The following is an 18,024-nucleotide window of genomic DNA, read 5'->3' as shown; positions in this document are numbered from 1 at the left end:
CCAGCGGGTCGCGTCAGGCCCTCGGGGCAGGGTCGGCCTCGGCGGCCGGCTCCTCCTCGACGGTGAACCGGAAGTCGTCACCGTGCTCGGTGACTCCGGCGATCACGGCGTCGTGGACGGCCTCGCGGGCCACCCGGGTGCGCACGATCATCGGGTCGGTGCCCAGGTCCTTCACCAGGGCGACGCACAGCCCGATCATGACCAGCACGAACGGCACGGCGGCCACGATGGTGATCGTCTTGAGCCCGTCCAGGGCCGTGTCGCCTCCGACGAGCAGCATCACCGCGGCGACGCCGCCGGTGGTGACGCCCCAGAAGATGACCGGGAAGCGCTTCGGCTCGATGGCGCCGTTGGAGGAGAGTGAACCCATCACGATCGAGGCCGCGTCGGCCCCCGACACGAAGAAGATCGCGACCAGCACCATCACCAGCACGCTGGCGGCCGTGGCGAGCGGGAACTGGTCGAGCATCGCGAACAGCTGCCCCTCGACGCCGCCGGAGCCGTAGATGTCGACCCCGTCCATCTGCAGCTTGATCGCGGAGCCGCCGAAGATCGCGAACCACGCGAGGCTCACGAGGCTCGGCACCAGCAGCACGCCGGTCACGAACTGGCGGATGGTGCGCCCCCGCGAGATGCGCGCGATGAACATGCCCACGAAGGGGGTCCAGCTGATCCACCAGGCCCAGTAGAAGACGGTGTAGCTGCTCAGCCAGGCCGCGGCCTCCTCGCCCTCGACGTTGGTGCGCCCGGCCATGGTCGGCAGCTCGCGGACGTACGACGCGATGGAGCTCGGCACCATGTCGAGGATGAACATCGTCGGGCCCAGCACGAACACGAAGACCGCCAGCAGCAGGGCCAGGACCATGTTGACGTTCGAGAGCCACTGGATGCCCTTGGCGACGCCGGAGACGGCCGACACCACGAAGCAGACGGTCAGGACCGCGATGATCGCGACCAGCACGCCGTTGCCGACCTCACCGATCCCGGCGACGATCTGCAGCCCCGAGGAGATCTGGATCGCGCCGAGGCCCAAGGAGGCAGCGGAGCCGAAGAGGGTGGCGAAGATGGCCAGGATGTCGATCACCTTGCCGGCCGGGCCACGGGCGTGGCGACCGAGCAGCGGCTCGAACGCCGCGCTGATCAGCTGGAGACGACCCTTGCGGTAGACGCCGTACGCGATGGCGAGGCCGACGACGGCGTAGATCGCCCACGGGTGCAGCGTCCAGTGGAAGAGCGTGTGGGCCATCGCCGACTCCGCGCGCTGCGGGTCGGAGAGACCCTCGCTGCCGGGCGGCGCGAAGCCCTCGGTGTCGGCGAAGAACGTCAGCGGCTCGTTGACGCCGTAGAACATCAGGCCGATGCCCATGCCGGCGGAGAACATCATCGCCACCCACGAGGTGGTCGAGAACTCCGGCTCGTCGCCGTCGCGACCGAGCGGGATGTTGCCGTACTTGCCCAGGGCGAGCCACAGGGCGAACACGACGAACCCCGACGCCGCGAGGACGAAGAGCCAGCCGAGGTACTTCATGGTGCCGGTCAGGGCGCTGCCGGATGCGCTCGACAGCGAGGCGGTGTCGAGGAAGCCCCACACCAGGAACGCCACGGCGATCGCGGCGGTGACACCGAAGACGACCTTGTCGATCGTCTTCGGTCCCTCGGCCTCGGCGGGCGGCTCGACGTCGAGCGCGGGGTGCGGGATGACGGAGTCCGTGGGGCCCGAGACGGCGTCCTTGACGCGCTGCCTCGAGGGCTGTGCTGCGGGCTTCTCGTCGTGCTGGTCGGTGGAGCTGTGATCGTGCGGCGGAGCCTGGGTCACGTGGTCGTGACACCTCCCGAAGGACAGTGATCGGACGGATGGACAACCCTTCGAAACTAGGGGGTGCCGGTCCGGGGTACGAACCGGGGGGCCGTCGGCGTGACCCGTTTCACCCGTGAGGGCAGGGTCAGCGCGAGCTGCGGGCCGAGCGTCCGCGGACGACGCCGACGAACGCCTGGGTGTCCTCGCCGTCCCGGTCGACCAGCCACACCAGGCCGACCTGGGTGGGGTCGAGGTCGCTGACGGGGCGCTGGACGACGTCCTTGCGCTGGTGCAGGCGGGCGACGGACATGGGCACGATCACCACGCCGGTCCCCGCGGCGACGGTCTCGATCGCCTCCTGCTCCGACATGGGCGGCCAGTCGAGCTGCTCGGCGGCGGGCCGCCAGCCGCTGGCGTGCGGCCGCACCAGCTGCTCGTCGGCGAGGTCGGCCAGGGCGACCTCGTCCGCGGCGGCCACGAAGTGCTCGGCGCCGGCGACGACCACCGGCACCTCGTCGTACAACGTGATGCAGTGCAGGTTGCTGCGGTCGACCGGGAGGCGGACCAGCGCCATGTCGAGGCTGCCGTCGCGTACGCCGCGCTCCTGGTCCTCCTCGAGCACCGGCACCAGCTCCAGCGGCTCCGGCCGACGCTCGCGCCAGGCTCGTGCCCACTTGTCGGGGGTCGCGCCCGTCACGAAGCCGACGCGGAAGGGTGGGGCCATGGCGAGAGCATCCCACGGGGCCCGTGCAGGCGTAGTGTGCGAGTCATGGTGACTCTCGTGGTGGTCGTCGTCGTGCTGGTGGTCGCGGGCCTGGCCGTGGTGGCCGAGCGGCTGCAGCGCCGACGCAGCCGGACCGACGACCCGAACGCGGGAGCCCCGCGTGCCGGGGTGTTCGGCCTGGGCGAGGCCCCGGCGAAGGTGCACCACCGGATGGGTTCGGCCGGTCAGCCGCCCTCGCGCCGCGGGTGAGGGTGCAGCCTCAGACCTCGCCCGCGGCGGCCTTGCGCACGACGATGCGAGTCCACGCGCCGAGGTAGATCCGGTCGCCGGTGCGGACCTCCTGCTTCTGACCGGCGGCGACCGGGGTCTTCGGCAGGGTGTCGAGGGCGCCACCGACGTACGTGCCGTTGGACGAGCCGAGGTCCTCGACCCACCACCGGCTGCCGTCGGTGGTCAGCTGCGCGTGCCGACGACTGATGCCGGTGTCGGAGGCGAGGTCGATGTCGGGGGTGATGTTGCGGCTCCTCGACGCGCGCCCGATCAGGATCGAGGTGTTGCGCAGTGGCACGACCTGCGGCAGGCCGGGCGAGGGGAGCGGGTCGGTGCTCTCCTGGTCGGCGTACCAGTCGGGGTCGATCCACACCTCCGCCACCCACTCGGTCGTCAGCGCCGGGGAGATGTTGCCGGTGTCCGCCGCGGGCGCCGCGGGAGAGCCGACGGGCTCGGCGCGGCGCGGCATCGACCCGGTCGTGAAGTCGTAGCCGCAGGCCTCGCAGAACAGTGCGTCGGGCGAGTTGGCCGCCGAGCAGTTGGGGCACTCGGCGGCCGCCGGGGCGGCGGGCGTGGTCGGGGCCGCCGCAGGTGCTGCCGCGGACCCGGCGGGCATCGCGACGCCGCAGACGTCGCAGTAGTCGGTCGCCGTGGACTCGTGGCCGGCAGGACACAACATGTGCGCCTCCTACTTCTTGATCCGGGTGGTCTTGGTCGAGGCGGTGTCGAGCGCCATCTCGTCGGCCTTGTCGACCGCCTTCTTGAGGCGCACGGTGCCTTCCTTCTCGTCGTCCACGTCGACGACCTTCTTCAGCCGGGTGGTCGCCTCCTCGTTGCCGGTCTCGGCGGCGAGCTGCACGGCCCGTCCGAGCTTCGTCGTCGCCGTGGCGTCGTCCCCGGCGGCCTTCGCGGCGAGACCCTCCTGGATCATCGACGCCAGCTCGGTCTGCCCGGTGTAGTGCGCCACCTGCTTGTCGATCTTGGCGGTGAGCTCGGAGTCGTTGGACCAGGTGGCCTTGACCAGCCCCTGGGCGGCGACGTCGTCGCCGAGGGCGACCTGGACGCGCGCGGCGAGCTGCTCCTGGCCCACGGCCTTGGCGGGGAGGCGTACGGCGACGTGGTAGTCGCGCGACTCGTCGCCCCACGCACCGGTGGGGTAGCCGCCGGTCAGCGCGTTGACCTCGACCCGGCGATCGGTGAGGTCCTCGACGGTCGGGGCGACCTGGCGCACGAACAGCACCTGCGCCCCCTGCGGCGACCACACCCGGAGCTGGGCGTCGGCGACGCCGCGCGCCATCGCGGTCTGCATCATCGCGCGGAACTGCTCGCGCATCTCGTCCGGCGAGCCGATGATGTCGACGCTGCCGAGCAGGGCCGTCGCGACCCGGCGGAGCTCCTCGACCTTCCAGTCGGTGCCGGCACCGCGGCAGTCGCACTGGAAGTAGCCCGTCGCCCGCGTGATCGCCGCGTCGAGGACGGCCGGCTGCTCGCCGTTCTCGCCGTCGGTGAGCAGGATCGCGTGCCGCTGCGTGACCTCGGGGACCGAGGCGAAGACGGTCCCGGCGAGGTCGAGCCAGGAGCCGATCGCGGTGCCGCCGGCGGCCCGGAACCCGGCGATCGCGCCCGCCGCCTGCTCGCGCGTGGAGGCGTCCATCACGGCCAGCGCGGGACCGGCCTGGACGGGAGGGAAGGCGAGGGTGGCGGTCTCGGTGCCGGCGATGATCGCGAAGCGGGTGCCGTCGAGGATCTCGGCGAGGGCGGCCTGTGCCCCCTCCTTCGCCGACTCCATCGTCTCGTGGCCCATCGAGCCGGAGGTGTCGACGATGATGATCTCGCCGACGGCGCCCGACCCGACCGCCCCGGCGGCGCCGGCCGTGCCCGCGCCGGAGCAGGTCACGGTGACGATCGCGTTGACGTCGGTCCCGCCGTCGGGCAGGAACTCGTTCTGGTAGACGGTGGCGGCGAACTCAGCCATGGGGCTGCTCCTTGCTGGTAGGCGACATGGTCGGTCTCGGGCGGGTGGGGACGGTCATGGTGCCGGCGCGGGAGAGACCCGGGCGAGCGCGACGGTGATGTTGTCCTGGCCACCGCTCGCGTTGGCGAAGTCGGTCAGGGCCAGCGCCAGCGCGGCCGGGTCGGTGGTGGCTGCGGCGGCGACCTGCTGGGCGAGGGCGGCGGGTTCGGAGGCGTAGTTCCACAGCCCGTCGGAGCACACCAGCACCCAGCCGGGCTCCGTGATGGACATCTGGCCGACGCGCGGCTCGTGGCCCTGGCTGTCGCGCCCCAGCCACTTGGTGATGGCGTGCGCCTGGGCCGACGTCTCGGCCTCCAGGCGCGGGACCCCGGCCTCGATCTGGTCCTGCGCGGCGGAGTCGTCGACGCTGAGCTGGACGCCCTCGCCGCCGTCGGGCAGCCAGTAGATCCGCGAGTCGCCGACATTGGCGTAGGTCAGCGTGTCGCCCTCCAGCACCGCAGCGCAGAAGGTGGCCGAGGCCGGGTTGGCCGCGTCGGCGGGTGCCGCGGACTCGACCTGCGCGTTGGCCGCGTCGACGGCGGCCGACATCGCCCGCGTCGCCGCGGCGAGCCGTCCCTCGGGGGTGCCCATCCCGACGGGCAGCGGCACGACGAGCGCGCCGAGCGCCGCCCGGGCACCGGCGAGCGAACCCACCTGCGAGTCGTCGGTGTTGGAGACGCCGTCGAGCACCACGAGCACGGCCCGCCGGGCGGCACCGGAGCCGTCGGGACTGGCCGAGAGGGCCATCGCGTCCTCGTTGCGGCTGTGGCGGATGCCCTTGTCGCAGACGCCGGCCACCCACGGTGCCGGCTGCTCGCGGAAGTGGTCGCGCGGGCTCAGCGCCTTCACGCCGCACTGCTCGCAGTAGCCGTCGGGACCGACCTCGCCCCCGCAGCTCGCACAGGCGGGGATGCCGGCGGCGGGCGGCGCGGGCGCGTAGGTCTGGCTGGTCGCCCGCGAGATGGGACCGCTGCCGAGGTCGTCGATCGGGCTCGGCTCGTCGGCCGCCGCTTCGGTGACGAGCACCCGCGGAGCGCCGTCCGGGGGCGGGCTCGCGCCCAGTGCGGCTCCGCACTCCTCGCAGAAGTTGGAGTCGCCCTCGGCCGGGGTGCCGCAGGAGGGACAGGTCAGGGAGGTCACATTCACACCAGGGTCTTGTTGCGTACGGCGTTGGCCTGGTTGACCAGGGCGACGCGGGAGTCGAGGGTGTCGGCCTCGCGCGCCAGGGCGCGGTAGGCGTTCTCCAGGGCATCACGCAGCGGGGCCTCCTGCGCGGAGACCCCGCCCACGGTGGGTCGTGCGGCCGCGGGCGTCGAACCGCCCCTGGTCACGGCGTCGAGGGCGTGGCTGAGGATCCGCACGGTGTAGCGCTGGCGCTCGGCGGGGTCCATCCGCACCGAGGAGATGCTGGACAGCGCCTGGTCCAGGACGGCGAGGTCGTCGGGCGCTCCCGCCAGCAGCACGTCGGCGCGCAGCTGGCGGCTCTCCGGGTAGCCGCGACTCGTCGGAGGCACCAGGTCGAGGGCGCGTACGGCGCCCGCGGTGTCGCCCGCGGCAGCCCGCACGCGCGCCATGCCGAACGCGGCGGGGGCGGCGTACGCGGCGTCGGTGGCCGCGCAGGTGGCGTACAGGCCCTCGGCCACCTCGGGCAGCTCGCCGTTCTCGCAGGCGATCGCGAGCGCGAGCTTGGGCCCGAGCTCACCGGGGACCTGCTGGTAGACCGCGCTGAAGGAGGCCTTCGCCGCTTCCCAGTCGTGGTCCTTCATGGCGGCGAGACCGTCGAGCCACAGCGCCCGCCACTCCCACGGGTCTTGGGTCAGCAGCTGCGCCGTGGAGGCGCGGGCGGCGGTGGTGTCACCGAGCTCGATGGACGCGTGGGCCCGGCGCAGCAGCACCTCGGCCGACTCCTCGGGCGCCTGCTCGAGCGCCTTGATGAGCTCGGCGGGCTCGGCGTCGCCGACGCTGGCCAGCCACGAGAACTGGGGGTCGGAGGGGTCGGTGCGCAGGGCGGGGAGCTGCGACCAGTCGAGGGCGGACGCCGACGTCGCGGGGGCCTCGAAGAGCAGCGAGGCGGCGGAGGTCAGCGCCGTACCCGTCGTCCTGGCAGCCACGACCTCGCGCAGCACGCCCAGCAGCTGGGTGCGCAGCTCCTCCGCGGAGGTGAAGCGGTCGGCCGGGTCGGTGGCGCAGCACTTGGCGATCAGCTGGTAGAGCGAGTCGTGCTGCTGGAACAGCGGGGTCGTGTCGGGCGGGGGGAGCGTGTGGAGGTAGGTGCCCTGGTAGCCGCGGAACTCCATGCACAGCACGACCAGCGTGCGGCCGATCGTGTAGATGTCGGAGGCGACGCTGGTGCCGACCTGCGGCACCTCGGGCGCCTGGTAGCCGACGGTGCCGAAGATCGCGGAGTCCTCGTCGTCGATGCGGCGCACGCCGCCGAGGTCGATCAGCTTCACCGCGTCGCCGACCTGGATCAGGTTGTCGGGCTTGAAGTCGCAGTAGACGAGACCGAGGTCGTGGAGGTAGCTGAAGGCGGGCAGGATCTCGAGGATGTAGGCGAGGGCCTGGTCGACCGGTAGGGCGTCGTACGCGCCGTTGTTGTCCTTCATCCGCTGCTTGAGGATCTGCTTGAGCGAGCGACCGCCCACCCACTCCATGACGATGTAGCCGGCGCCCTCGTGGGTGACGAAGTTGTAGATCTCGACGATCAGCGGGTGCTCGACCTGTGCGAGGAACTGCTGCTCGGCGATCGCGGCGGCGAGGGCGTCGGGGTCGCCGGAGTTGAGCAGGCCCTTGAGCACGACCCAGCGGTTGGAGACGTTGCGGTCCTTGGCAAGGTAGATCCAGCCGAGGCCGCCGTGGGCGATGGCGCCGACGACCTCGTACTGGCCGCCGACGAGGTCGCCGGGCTTGAGCTTCGGCGTGAAGGAGAACTCCTGGCCGCACTTCGGGCAGAATCCCTCGGAGCGTCCGGGCTTGCCGTTGCTGGAGCGGCCGATCGCGTTGCCGCACTTGGAGCAGGTGCGCTTCTCCTCGGGCACCGACGGGTTGGCGACGACGGCCTTGAGCGCGTCGACGGTGGGAGCGGCGGGCACCACGGTGAGGCCGGCGCCCAGGCGGGCGGCGCGCATCCGCTGGGAGCCGTGACCGGCCCGCCGGGTGGCGGTGGTGCCGGCACGGCGTGAACCCAGCGCGGCCGACTGGATGCGGCTCGCCGAGGTCTTGGCCGAGGCCGTGCCCGTCGAGACGGGGTCGACCTGCTCCGCGACCGCGGCCGCCCCGGCGGGGGAGCCGCAGACGTTGCAGTAGCCGTCCTCGATGGTGCCCGTGCAACCCGGCTGTGCGCAGGACCCGCCGTCGGCGACCGGGGCCGCGCTCGCAGCGGGGCCCGCTGCGGCGGTCGTTGCCGGAGCCATGCCGCAGACGTCGCAGTAGCCGTCCTGGATGCTGCCCGTGCAGCCGGGTTGCTGGCACTTCATGCGGGGTCCTCACGGCGTTGTTCGGGGGAGCGGAGCGGAGGAGAAGAACGTCGTGGGGTGCTGTTCATGCGGACTCCTGGGTGAGCAGCTGGGTGAGCCACGACTGGTAGGTCGTGACGAGGGAGCGGGCGACCGTCATGGGCGTGGGCTGGCGCGACAGCACAGCGCGGGCCTGCTGCTCACTGGCGGCGAGGTCGGGGGCGTCGGCCAGGCCGTGGGCGGCGGCCTTGGCGTGCAGGCCGTCGAGGAGGTCGACGAGCTGGCGATGCTCGGCCAGCGCGGCGGCGTACGCGTGCTCGGCCACGGCGAGCGCCTTGGCGACACGCTCCAGGCGGCTGCGGTGGTCGTCGATCGCGTCCGGGGTGTTGGGCACCGGGCCGAGGGCCTCGATGTCGGGTACGGCGTAGTGCGGCGAGGGATCGACGGTGCTGACGCAGGTGGTGACGAGGGCGGTCAGTGCGGTCGCACGCGCGACCAGCTCGGCCCGGAGCCGGCGCGTCTCGTCGAGGTCGTCGCGGGCCTCGCGGCGGCGCGCGTTGCCGACGATCAGGTCGCGCTCGAAGACGGAGGCGTCGGCCTCCAGCGGCGGCAGCAGCCCGCCGACGTCGGCCCCTCGCTGGGCGCGGGACGTGACGTCCTCGAGCCGGCGCGAGAGCGCGGCGAGGGTGGAGCGGGCGGCGTCGCGGGTCGCGGCAGGCTCGAGCTCGGCCTGGTCGCGCACGCGCTCGAGGTTGGCCCGCAGCTGCTTGATCCGGGCGGCGCTGGCGTCGGCGCCGGGGATCAGCGCGAGCCGCTGCTGGATCTGCCCGGCGAGCGCGTCGGAGAGACGGCACGCCTCGGGCAGCGAGACGGCCAGGCCGTTGCCGAGGTCGCCGTCGAGCCGGCCCCACACCAGCGTCGAGAGCCGCTCGGCCTCGATCGGACCGACCCGACCGCCGTCGAAGGTGGCATTGAGCAGCTGGTAGCGCTGCTGCACGGCCTGCCAGACCGCCAACGACAGCATCATGTCGGCGGACACCTCGTCGCCGCGGCCGGCCGCGAGGGCGGCCTCGTCGAGCTGGTCGAGCTCGAGGCGGCGCGCGCGGATCCAGTCGTCGAGGTCGAGCAGGAAGGTCTGCGCCTCGGCCGGCGAGAGCGGCTGCCCGAGCCGGCCGGGTGCGGTGGGGGCAGCGGTCATGGGCGACGTCCATAGATCGGCGTCGGCTGCGTGCCGGCGGTCTGGAGCGAGGGCCGCAACCACTTGTCGTACGACGCCTGCCACGACCCGTCGGCCCGCATCTGCTCGAAGACCCCGTTGATGAAGCGCACGAGGTCCTCACGTTCGCCGTTGACACCGATGCCGTAGGGCTCCTCGGTCAGTCGCTCCGTCGTCAGCACCTGCGCGTAGGGGTCCTGGGCGGCCAGACCGGCGAGCACGGTGTCGTCCGTGGTGACGGCGTCGGTCTCGCCGTTCTGGAACTTGATCAGGCAGCCGGTGTCGTTGACCGCGGTGACCGGGATGGCCTCGGGCGCGAGGCGCTGGATGTTCTCGATGCTGGTGGTGCCGACCGGGGCGCAGGCGCGCTTGCCCGACATGTCCTTGATGGAGGTGATGCCGGAGCCCTTGCGGACGAGCAGCTTCTGCCCGGATCGGAAGTACTCCGCCGAGAAGGCGATCTGCTGCCAGCGGGTGCAGTTGATGGTCATGTTGCGCGCGACGACGTCGACCTCGTCGTCCATGAGCAACGGGATGCGGTCGGCCGCGNTAGTTGTCGGCGGCGACGCCGGCCACGAGGTAGCCGCGCTGGCGGATGCGCTGCAGCGACGCGCCCTGCGCCGAGGACGAGTCGGGCGCGTAGGACTGAGTGGCGTTGGTGGCGTCGCACGTCGGTGGGGTGCCGGGCGCAGCCTCCTCGACGACTGGCTGCTCGGCCTTCGGCAGTGGCGTGGCGTCGTACCCGCAGGACGCGGCGACCAGCACGGCGAGCGAGGCGACGGCGACACCGAGGGTGCGGCGGACGGTGTTCGTGCGGGGTCCCCGCGGTCGTTGTCCGGGGGAGCGGAGCGGAGGAGAAGAACGTCGTGGGGTGCTCATGCGGGGTCCCCGCGGTCGTTGTCCGGGGGAGTAAAGCGGAGGAGAAGAACGTCGTGTGGTGCTCATGCGTACTCCTTGCGTCGCTGGGCGATGCCCCAGGTCGAGAGGCCGGCGGCGCCGAGGCCGAGCAGCAGGCTCAGCACGGCCAGGACCAGCAGCAGGCCGTTGCCGGACCGCAGCGAGTCGGTGGTCTGGGCCGCCATCGTCGCGACGAGGGACTGCGACGCCTCGTCGAAGGTGTCGAGCGCGGCGGTCGGACCGGACTCGTCGACCGTGGTGGCGAGCTCGACCGCGTCGTCGTACTTCCCGCTCTCCTCCAGGTCGACGACCCGGAAGTGGAGGTCGGAGTAGGCCTGCCACAGCGGCAGGGTCTCGCGGGACGCGTTGTCCTCGACCCGGTTGGCGGCGGCGACCCAGCCCTCCTCGAAGACGGCCCCCGAGCCCTGCGCGCCGAGCCGGCGGCTCTCGTTGGACTTGGCGTCGTTGGCCGCGGTGCGGGCGGTGGCCTCGTTGACGGCGACGCGGTAGCTCCCGTCGCGCAGGTCGTCGTTGGCGTTGTTCTGGTTGGAGCTGACCCCGGTGCCGATCAGGGTGAGCGCCGCCACCACCGCGAAGGCGGCGGCGATGCCGATGTTGAACCGGCGCCGGAAGACCGCTGCCAGCTGGGTGTTGACCCACCACAGCAGGGTCAGCGCGACCAGGCCGGGCAGGATCATCAGCAGCGGGTGCTGGCCGCCGAGCTCGTCCTCGGCGCGCTGGGAGTTGGCGGTGGTCAGGGCGGCGATCAGCGGTTGGGCCTCGTCACGCAGCTGCGAGCTGGCCCCGCGGAGGTATTCCGCGCCGACCGGGAAGCCCTGCCGGTTGTTGTCGCGAGCCTGGGTGTTGGTCGTGGTGAAGCGGTTGACGGCCGAGTTGAGGGCGGCCAGCACCTCGCTGTCGGCCGGCTGGGCCCGCGCCGCCTCGGCGATCTGCCGGGTGACCTGGTCGATGGCGTCCTCGTAGTCCTGCCGCTGCTCGGGCCGCTCCAGCCCGCCGACCAGGAAGCTGGTCGTGGCAAGGGCGTCCGCGCGGAACAGCGTGGACTGGATGTTCTGCACCCGCACGAGCTGCTCGGTGTTGTCGGCCGCCGCGCGGTTGGCCTGCCAGCCCAGCAGCTGCAGCGCCGCGGTGAGCACGGCGAAGAGCACGCAGGCCGCGACCGCGATCGCCTGCCACCGGTTGAGCAGGCTCGGGACGTCCTGCGTGGCCCGTGCCCTGGTGGCGACGGCCGGGCTCGTCACGCTGGCGGGCCCGACCGGTGCCGTGGCCGGGGCCGCGGGGGCCGGTGCAGACGCGGCGGCCTGCGCCTGCTGGGGCGCTTGGGTCATGACTGCTCCTCGGCGGGTTCGGCGGGGTCGGCTGGGTCGGTCGGGGCGGTCGGGTCGGTCTGGTCGACGGGATCGACCGGATCCCCGAAGGGCTCGACGACCTCGGCCGGCGCGGCGAGGTCCTCGGACAGCAGCAGCCGCAGCTGCTCGAGGGTGGGCGCCTCGACCTCGCGCAGCCGCCAGGCGTGGCGCCCGATCGCGGCCTCGAGGACGTTGCGGACGTAGCGCGCGTTGCCGAAGGACGGCCCGCGCTCCACCTGCGCCAAGAGCTCGCGCAGCCGTGCCTGCACGTCCTCGCCGGCGTCGTACTGCGCTCCGCTCGCCATCACCTCGAAGATCGAGACGAGCTCGTCGTCGGTGTAGTCGGGGAAGTCGATCTCGGTGCGGAAGCGGCTCTCGAGGCCGGGGTTCTGGCCGATGAAGACGGCCATCGGCAGGGGGTAGCCGGCCACGATGACGACGAGGTCGCCGCGGTGGTCCTCCATCTCCTTGACCAGGGTGTCGATCGCCTCCTGGCCGTACTGGTCGCCGGCCAGCGAGTAGGCCTCGTCGATGAACAGCACCCCGCCGATCGCGGACTTCACGACCTCGGCGGTCTTCATCGCGGTCTGCCCGAGGTAGCCCGCCACCAGCTCGGACCGGTCGACCTCGACGAGCTGGCCCTTCGACAGCAGCCCGAGGGCGCGGTAGATCCCGGCGACCAAGCGGGCGACGGTGGTCTTGCCGGTGCCGGGGTTGCCGTTGAAGATCAGGTGGCGGGTGATGGTCAGACCTTCGAGGCCGGCCTCGGCGCGCAGTCCCTCGACGCGCAGCACGGCGGCCTGCCGGTGGATCTCGGCCTTGACGTCGGTGAGCCCGACGAGGTCGTCGAGCTCGGCGAGGAGCTCCTCGACGGACTTCGCGGGCTGCTCGCGCTCGGCGGGCTCGGCCGGGGCCTCGACGGGCTCAGGGGGAGGCGCGGCCTGCACGGGCGCGGGCGGCTCGTGCGACCTCTCGTCCAGCCCGACGGACGGGTCGCGCACGATCGGGGTGCCCTCCAGCGCCGCGAGCTTCTCGCGCACGACCCGGCTCTGCTCCATCACCTGGGCCAGGAAGTGGTCGGCGACGCCCGGCACCCGATCACGTGTCGTCGGCAGCGGGACCGGCGCGACCTGCCCGGGACCGCCGAGCTGGGCCGCTGCGGCGGTGGCCGCGTTGCCGATGCTGCGGGCGTTCTCCTCCCCGAGCAGGCTGCCGGCCAGCGCCACGTCCGACAGCGCCTGGGCGTACGCCGCTGCGTGGGCCGACCCCGACGACGCCAGCGCCGCCATGCTCGGCGTCTGCGCGACGCGGTAGCGACGACCGCGCGACGCGGCCGTGGTGAAGTCCTCGGCGGTGCCGTGGCCGGTCTCGGCGCACCAGTCGACGTACGCCCCACGGGCCGGCTCGGCGACGGTCGCGGCCAGGGACTCGCCCTCGGTGCGGGCGACGGCGGGGTCGACGCCGGCGGTGGTGGCGAGCGCGACGAGCGCGTCGAGCGCTTCCTTCAGCGTCATGGGGTTCCCAGGGTGAGGTCGGGGCCGTCGGTGGGGGAGCCGAACTTGGCCTGGAGGAACCGTCCGTGCGCGATCAGGGCCTGCGCGTCGGAGCGGGTGGCGGCGTCGAGGATCTTGTCCATGGTGGCGGCGAGCAGCTCGAGCTGGTCGATGAGCACCATGAGGGCGGTCTTGTAGCCGTCGATGGGGCGGGTGTCGGCCCACTCGCGGGGGAGTCGCAGGTAGCCGCCGAGGGCCTCGGGGAGGTAGTCGGTGGCGGTCGCGACGACGGAGTAGGAGTCGAGGCTGCCCTGCCCGAGGTTGCGCAGCCGGGGGAGCGTGTCGGTGATGAGCGCGCCGATGCGGTGCACCCGCGACACCACGACCGGCGGCGCGTTGCCGTCAGCGAGCATCTGCTCGACCCGCGCGAGGGCGGCGACGATGTCCGCCTCGGTCGGGGCGGGAGGTGACGCCTCGACGACGTCCTGCGCCGAGGGCCCCCGCACCCTGTCCAGCCACGACCTCAGCCCCACTGCGGCCAACTCACGCCCGTCGCGGGAGCTCGGTCAGGTCGAGGGTGCCTGCCGCGTTGCGCGCGTCGTGGTCGCGGACGCGGTCGAGGTAGGACCGCGACTTCTCGACCTCGGTCTCGAGCACACCGATGGTCTGCGCCATCGAGTCGAGGGCCTTGACCTTGAACTCGTCGATCGAGTCCATGGTGGCGTAGATGTTGGCGAACGCCGCCTGCAGGTCCTCCATGTCGATGGTCGAGGACGCCGCCTGCTCCTGGATGGCCGCGGAGTTGTCCTTGAGCATCTCGGAGGTCCGGCGGATCATCCCGGACGTGGTGGTGTTGAGGGCGGTGACCTGGTCGAGCACCAGCTTCTGGTTGCCCAGCGCCTGGGCCACGATGACCGCCGTACGCAACGCCGAGACCGTCGTGGTCGACGCGCGGTCGACGCCCTTGATCAGCTCGATGTTGTTCTTGATGATGACGTCGATCGCGAGGTAGGACTGGATCGAGACCGCGAGCTGGGTCAGCAGGTCCTGGTGCTTCTGCCGGACGTAGAACAGGACGTCCTTGTTCAGCGTGGCGGCGGCGTCCGGGTCGCTGAGCTCGAGCTCGGCGATGCGGGCACTGAGCTTGGCGTCGAGCTTCTCCGCGACGTAGACGTACTGGTTGAGCCGCCCCATCACCGCCCACAGGTTGGTCTTCTCGAGGTTGAGCGCGACGTTGTCCTTGGTCAGCTCGTCCTGGCCGTTGCGGAGGCTGTGGAGGATCGCGTTGAGCTGCGACTGCGACGACTGGTACTTGCGGAAGTAGTCCTCGACCTTGTCGCCGAACGGCAGCCAGTCCATCCACCGCGAGACGCCCTTGGCGGTGCTGGGGTCGAGGTCCTCGACCGTGCGCCGCAGCTCGATCAGCGTCTTGCCGACGGCCGATCCCTGCGCGATGCCGCCCTCCTTGAGCGCCCGGACGGGCTGGTCGAGCATCCGGTTGGACGTCTCGGCGGCCTTGCGGATGTCGGCGTCGCCCATGGTCCGGACGTTCTCGGCCTGGGCGGAGAACTCGGGGCTGCCGACCGCGGAGGTCTGCAGGGCCGTCAGGAAGCCGTCGACCTTGGCGTCGAGCTCGGGCACGACCTCGGCGGGGACCTGGGGCGCCATCCGGGGGGCCTGGGTCTCGGCGACGGCGGCCGGGGCCTCCGGCGCGGTCAGGGTCAAGGTCGCCTCGGGCGGCGCCAGCGGCGCGGGAGCGGCGGACTCTGATGGCGTGCTCATGTGGATCGATCCCCTCGTCAGCCCCACCGAACGTGCGGCCCCTGCGCAGACACTATCCACGTCCTGACCCCCGTGGGGGTGGCTCAAACGTGTCCGTGCGAGTTGACCCGTTTCTCGCCCTGCTTGCGCCATCCGCGATCATGGTCGGGTGAGCTACCTGGACAGCCGGCTCGGCGGTGTCGTCGGCAGCATGGTCGACGGTCCCGGTGACTCGATCGCACCGGTCCACCGGCCGCACGCGTCCGCGCCCGGTCGCATCGCGACCATCCGGTGCCGCTCGGAGGTGACCGGCTTCCACGTGGCCAACCTGGTCGCCGACCTGACCGATGCCGCCGCCGGCTCGGACGTCGTGCTCGTCGACCTGTCGCGCACGATCCGCATCGACGCCGCCGGCCTCGGCGCCCTGGTGTCGGGGGCGCGGGCCTGCCGCGAGGCCCACAGCGAGCTGTGCATCGTCGGCGCCGCCGGGATGGTCGCCCGGGCGCTCCGGTTCACCGGCCTGTCGCGTGCGTTGTCGTCGTACTCGACGCTGGACGAGGCCGTCGAGCAGGCGCTCCTCCCCGAGTCTGTGGATGAACCGTTGGTCATCCGAAGCCATTCTGAGTAGAAGCGCCGGTTACTGTTCTACCCAGAACCGCCTCCGGACCCGAGACCGGAGGCGGTTCTTCTATTTCCCGGGGCCGTGGTCGAGGGTGAGGCGCAGGTCCCGACCGAGGATGGCGCCGAGGCGTGCAGCCTCCTCGCGGATCGCCCGGTCGGGTGCCTTCCGGGCGTCGAGCCACCGCACGGCGAGGTCGTCGCCCTTGCGCGACCACGTCCCGCAGACCACGCCTCCCCGGAGCACGGGGTTGGCCTTGCGGGTCATCAGGTCACGCAGCAGCGGTGGCGTGACCTGGCTGTCCTTGGTGCCCGGTCCCATCACCCACTGGTCGTGACCGGGCAGCAGACGTACGGCGCTGGACGCGCGCGCCTCGCGGAGTGACCCGACGTCGTCGCGCAGGACCAGCGCGGGCGTCCCGTCGACGTCCACCTCGACGACGTCGTCGGCCATCTCGGCCAACCAGCCGGTGAGCCGCTTGCGCCCGGCGCTGAGTCCGGCGCCGAGCCAGTAGTGGACGTGGTCCACGGGTGCCGGGCCGTAGGTCGCGAGATAGGCGCGGAACGCGCGCGGGCCGGCGGTCTCGAGTTCGGGCACGCCCTGCCAGCGCGGGTTGAGGTCGAGGCGCTGGAACGTGGCCTGCCCGTCGACGGGGGCCGCGAACCCCATGTCGCCGTGCCAGGTGAGCGGCTTGATGAGGGTCCCGGCGCCGTCGTCGAAGACGGGCTTCAGGTGCCGGTAGGAGCGGTGGCGGGCCAGCGCCTCGCCGAGCTGGGCGACGGTGAGCGGTCCCTCGCTCAGCGCGTCGCGCACCGCGGCCCGGAAGTCGGGCCAGTCCGCCGGCTCGAGGCGGTAGAACTCGACCCAGCTCGGCAGCTCCCACTGCCGACCCGACAGGCGCAGCGCGAGGTAGTCCCCGGCGTCGGCAGGAGACATATAGTGCACGGCCCCGCGGAACGCGAAGACCTTGACGACCGTGCCGTCGGCGAGGGCCTGGGTCAGCTCGCCGGGGTCCGACGTCCGTCGTCGGGCGCGGACCGCGAGCTCGGCGAGGGACTCGTCCATGGCGAGGACGGCTCCGAGGCGGCGTACGACGTCGGCGACCGACTCGGACCCGACGGGGTCGAGGAGGTGCCGCTCCAGCCGCCAGGCCAGCGCCTGCTCGCGGGTCACCTGGACGGTGCTCATCGCGCCTCGTAGGCGCCGAGGTCGACCCGACCATTCGTAGTGCGGGGGGCTTGGCGGGCCGGGTGGACGTACTCCCACTCCGCTCGCCACCGCCGCGGGACGCTCGCGCCCCGGTCGACGGCGGGGGAGTCGGACCGGACCCGGAAGTCGTCGCGCTCGGGGTCGACGAAGCCGGTCAGGTCGACGCGCCGGTTGGCCTTCGCGTCTGTGCTCGGACGGTCGGTGAGGTCACCCGTGCCGACGAGCAGGTTGTTGCGCAGGTGGGCGCGGGTGCCGTCGGCGGCGGTGACGAACGTGCCGCTCGTCCGGCGGTTGACGAAGGTGTTGTTGACGACCCAGAGCTCGCTGGATCCGTTGGTGAGTCCCTCGGCGCCGTACGACACGAGGGCGGGGTTCTCCGAGCCCGCCCCCTGGATGATGAGGTTGCCGGCGATCAGCGAGCGGCCGCCGTTGGGAAGGTCGATGGAGTAGCTCGCGGTGGCGTCGGCGTCGCTGATGCGGTTGCCGACGATGGTGTTGCGGGCGGCGCGTGACTTGAGCTCGTGGCCGACGTCGGCGCCCCACAGCCAGCTGCCGGTGACGGTGAGGGAGCGGACCGCGCCGACGTAGAGGTTGTGGGAGTAGCCGTCGCCGGCGCCGTTGCGGAAGAACCGCGAGCGCCGGATCACGATGTCGCTGGCCGCGTTCTCGCCGGTGAGGATGCCGTCCTGGTTGTGGTGGAACCAGCTGCGCGTGACCGTGAGCCCGGCGCCCTCCTGCCGGATGCCCGCGCCGTTCTGGTCCGGAACCGTCGCGCCGCTGAACTCGATGCGGTCGACCGTGGTGTCGTCCCCGGCGATCACCCAGATCGCCTTGCCCTGCGCGCTCTGCCCGTCCGCCTCGAGGTGCGCCCGCCCGCCCACGCCTCTCAGCGTCAGGCCTTTCTGCGTCCAGGTCGCGACGTCGCCCCGGTACGTCGCTGCGTCGATCAGCACCGTGTCGCCGTCGTTGGCCGCGGCGGCCGCTTCGCTGGGTGCTGTGAGCGCGCGGGTCGGGCCGACGTGCCAGGTGCGCGGCGCCGCTTGAGCGGGCGGAGCGGTGGTCAGGGTGGCTGCTGCGATGGTGCTCGCCGCGACGGCGAGGAGCGTGGTGCGCATGCCGTCATTGTGGAGGAGTGCACGTGCCAAGGATCGGATCTGCGCACCTCGAGTGGGTCAGCGAGACTGCGTCCAACCGCCCA

The 18,024-nt window shown here is 72.3% G+C and carries 16 protein-coding genes; 2 read left to right on the top strand and 14 right to left on the bottom strand.

Annotated elements, in window-relative coordinates; translation table 11 throughout:
* Positions 1 to 13: 13 nt before the first annotated feature.
* Together C7S10_RS15315 and C7S10_RS15310 are read right to left on the bottom strand one after the other, a co-directional pair.
* Positions 14 to 1,816 carry a BCCT family transporter gene (locus C7S10_RS15315; RefSeq protein ID WP_108345322.1) on the bottom strand — a complete coding sequence of 601 codons (1,803 nt, stop codon included), beginning with the start codon at positions 1,814 to 1,816 and terminating at the stop codon, positions 14 to 16.
* A gap of 127 nt (positions 1,817 to 1,943) precedes the next feature.
* Entirely contained in the window at positions 1,944 to 2,522 is a 579-nt protein-coding gene (locus C7S10_RS15310; RefSeq protein WP_108345321.1) for a LysR family substrate-binding domain-containing protein, read from the bottom strand.
* Between the two features lie 45 nt (positions 2,523 to 2,567).
* Between C7S10_RS15310 and C7S10_RS15305 the strand changes: the two genes are divergently transcribed.
* Positions 2,568 to 2,771: a hypothetical protein gene (locus C7S10_RS15305; protein WP_133176534.1), complete on the top strand. Its 204-nt coding sequence runs from the start codon at positions 2,568 to 2,570 to the stop codon at positions 2,769 to 2,771.
* A gap of 10 nt (positions 2,772 to 2,781) precedes the next feature.
* Here the strand turns inward: C7S10_RS15305 and C7S10_RS15300 are convergent, their stop codons facing one another.
* From C7S10_RS15300 to C7S10_RS15255, 10 genes are all read right to left on the bottom strand, one after another.
* On the bottom strand, positions 2,782 to 3,471 hold the full coding sequence (locus C7S10_RS15300; RefSeq protein WP_108345319.1) for an FHA domain-containing protein: 690 nt from the start codon (positions 3,469 to 3,471) through the stop codon (positions 2,782 to 2,784).
* A 9-nt stretch (positions 3,472 to 3,480) separates the two neighbouring features.
* Positions 3,481 to 4,767 (bottom strand): vWA domain-containing protein, encoded by a 1,287-nt coding sequence (locus C7S10_RS15295; protein ID WP_108345318.1) that lies wholly within the window; start codon positions 4,765 to 4,767, stop codon positions 3,481 to 3,483.
* Between the two features lie 54 nt (positions 4,768 to 4,821).
* Positions 4,822 to 5,946, bottom strand: a complete 1,125-nt coding sequence (locus C7S10_RS15290; protein ID WP_243395410.1) for a PP2C family protein-serine/threonine phosphatase — start codon at positions 5,944 to 5,946, stop codon at positions 4,822 to 4,824.
* A 2-nt stretch (positions 5,947 to 5,948) separates the two neighbouring features.
* Complete coding sequence (locus C7S10_RS15285) at positions 5,949 to 8,282, bottom strand: serine/threonine-protein kinase (RefSeq protein ID WP_108345317.1); 2,334 nt, start codon at positions 8,280 to 8,282, stop codon at positions 5,949 to 5,951.
* 64 nt (positions 8,283 to 8,346) lie between these two features.
* Positions 8,347 to 9,459 carry a hypothetical protein gene (locus C7S10_RS15280; RefSeq protein WP_108345316.1) on the bottom strand — a complete coding sequence of 371 codons (1,113 nt, stop codon included), beginning with the start codon at positions 9,457 to 9,459 and terminating at the stop codon, positions 8,347 to 8,349.
* On the bottom strand, positions 9,456 to 10,001 hold the full coding sequence (locus tag C7S10_RS22860; protein WP_243395409.1) for a transporter substrate-binding domain-containing protein: 546 nt from the start codon (positions 9,999 to 10,001) through the stop codon (positions 9,456 to 9,458). Before C7S10_RS22860 ends, C7S10_RS15280 begins: the two co-directional genes overlap by 4 nt.
* Before the next feature lie 417 nt (positions 10,002 to 10,418).
* Complete coding sequence (locus C7S10_RS15270) at positions 10,419 to 11,723, bottom strand: hypothetical protein (protein ID WP_108345315.1); 1,305 nt, start codon at positions 11,721 to 11,723, stop codon at positions 10,419 to 10,421.
* The gene (locus C7S10_RS15265; RefSeq protein WP_108345314.1) at positions 11,720 to 13,258 is read right to left on the bottom strand and encodes an AAA family ATPase; all 1,539 of its coding nucleotides are present in this window, start codon (positions 13,256 to 13,258) and stop codon (positions 11,720 to 11,722) included. The genes C7S10_RS15270 and C7S10_RS15265 overlap by 4 nt, the downstream gene beginning before the upstream one ends.
* Entirely contained in the window at positions 13,255 to 13,743 is a 489-nt protein-coding gene (locus tag C7S10_RS15260) for a hypothetical protein (RefSeq protein ID WP_108345313.1), read from the bottom strand. The genes C7S10_RS15265 and C7S10_RS15260 overlap by 4 nt, the downstream gene beginning before the upstream one ends.
* Positions 13,744 to 13,780: 37 nt before the next feature.
* Complete coding sequence (locus C7S10_RS15255; RefSeq protein ID WP_108345312.1) at positions 13,781 to 15,019, bottom strand: toxic anion resistance protein; 1,239 nt, start codon at positions 15,017 to 15,019, stop codon at positions 13,781 to 13,783.
* 148 nt (positions 15,020 to 15,167) lie between these two features.
* Between C7S10_RS15255 and C7S10_RS15250 the strand changes: the two genes are divergently transcribed.
* Positions 15,168 to 15,626 carry an STAS domain-containing protein gene (locus C7S10_RS15250; protein ID WP_108345311.1) on the top strand — a complete coding sequence of 153 codons (459 nt, stop codon included), beginning with the start codon at positions 15,168 to 15,170 and terminating at the stop codon, positions 15,624 to 15,626.
* A 60-nt stretch (positions 15,627 to 15,686) separates the two neighbouring features.
* On the opposite strand, the gene C7S10_RS15245 is transcribed toward C7S10_RS15250, so the two are convergent.
* Positions 15,687 to 16,805: a DNA glycosylase AlkZ-like family protein gene (locus tag C7S10_RS15245; RefSeq protein ID WP_108345310.1), complete on the bottom strand. Its 1,119-nt coding sequence runs from the start codon at positions 16,803 to 16,805 to the stop codon at positions 15,687 to 15,689.
* Positions 16,802 to 17,941, bottom strand: coding sequence for a right-handed parallel beta-helix repeat-containing protein (locus tag C7S10_RS15240; RefSeq protein WP_108345309.1), 1,140 nt, complete (start codon positions 17,939 to 17,941; stop codon positions 16,802 to 16,804). The genes C7S10_RS15245 and C7S10_RS15240 overlap by 4 nt, the downstream gene beginning before the upstream one ends.
* Positions 17,942 to 18,024 lie beyond the last annotated feature (83 nt).

The sequence above is a fragment of the Nocardioides currus genome (genome assembly GCF_003057875.1).
GTDB classification, from domain to species: Bacteria; Actinomycetota; Actinomycetes; order Propionibacteriales; family Nocardioidaceae; genus Nocardioides; species Nocardioides currus.
The sequence above is the reverse complement of the archived record's forward strand: the minus strand, read 5'-3'. Positions and strand labels throughout refer to the sequence as shown.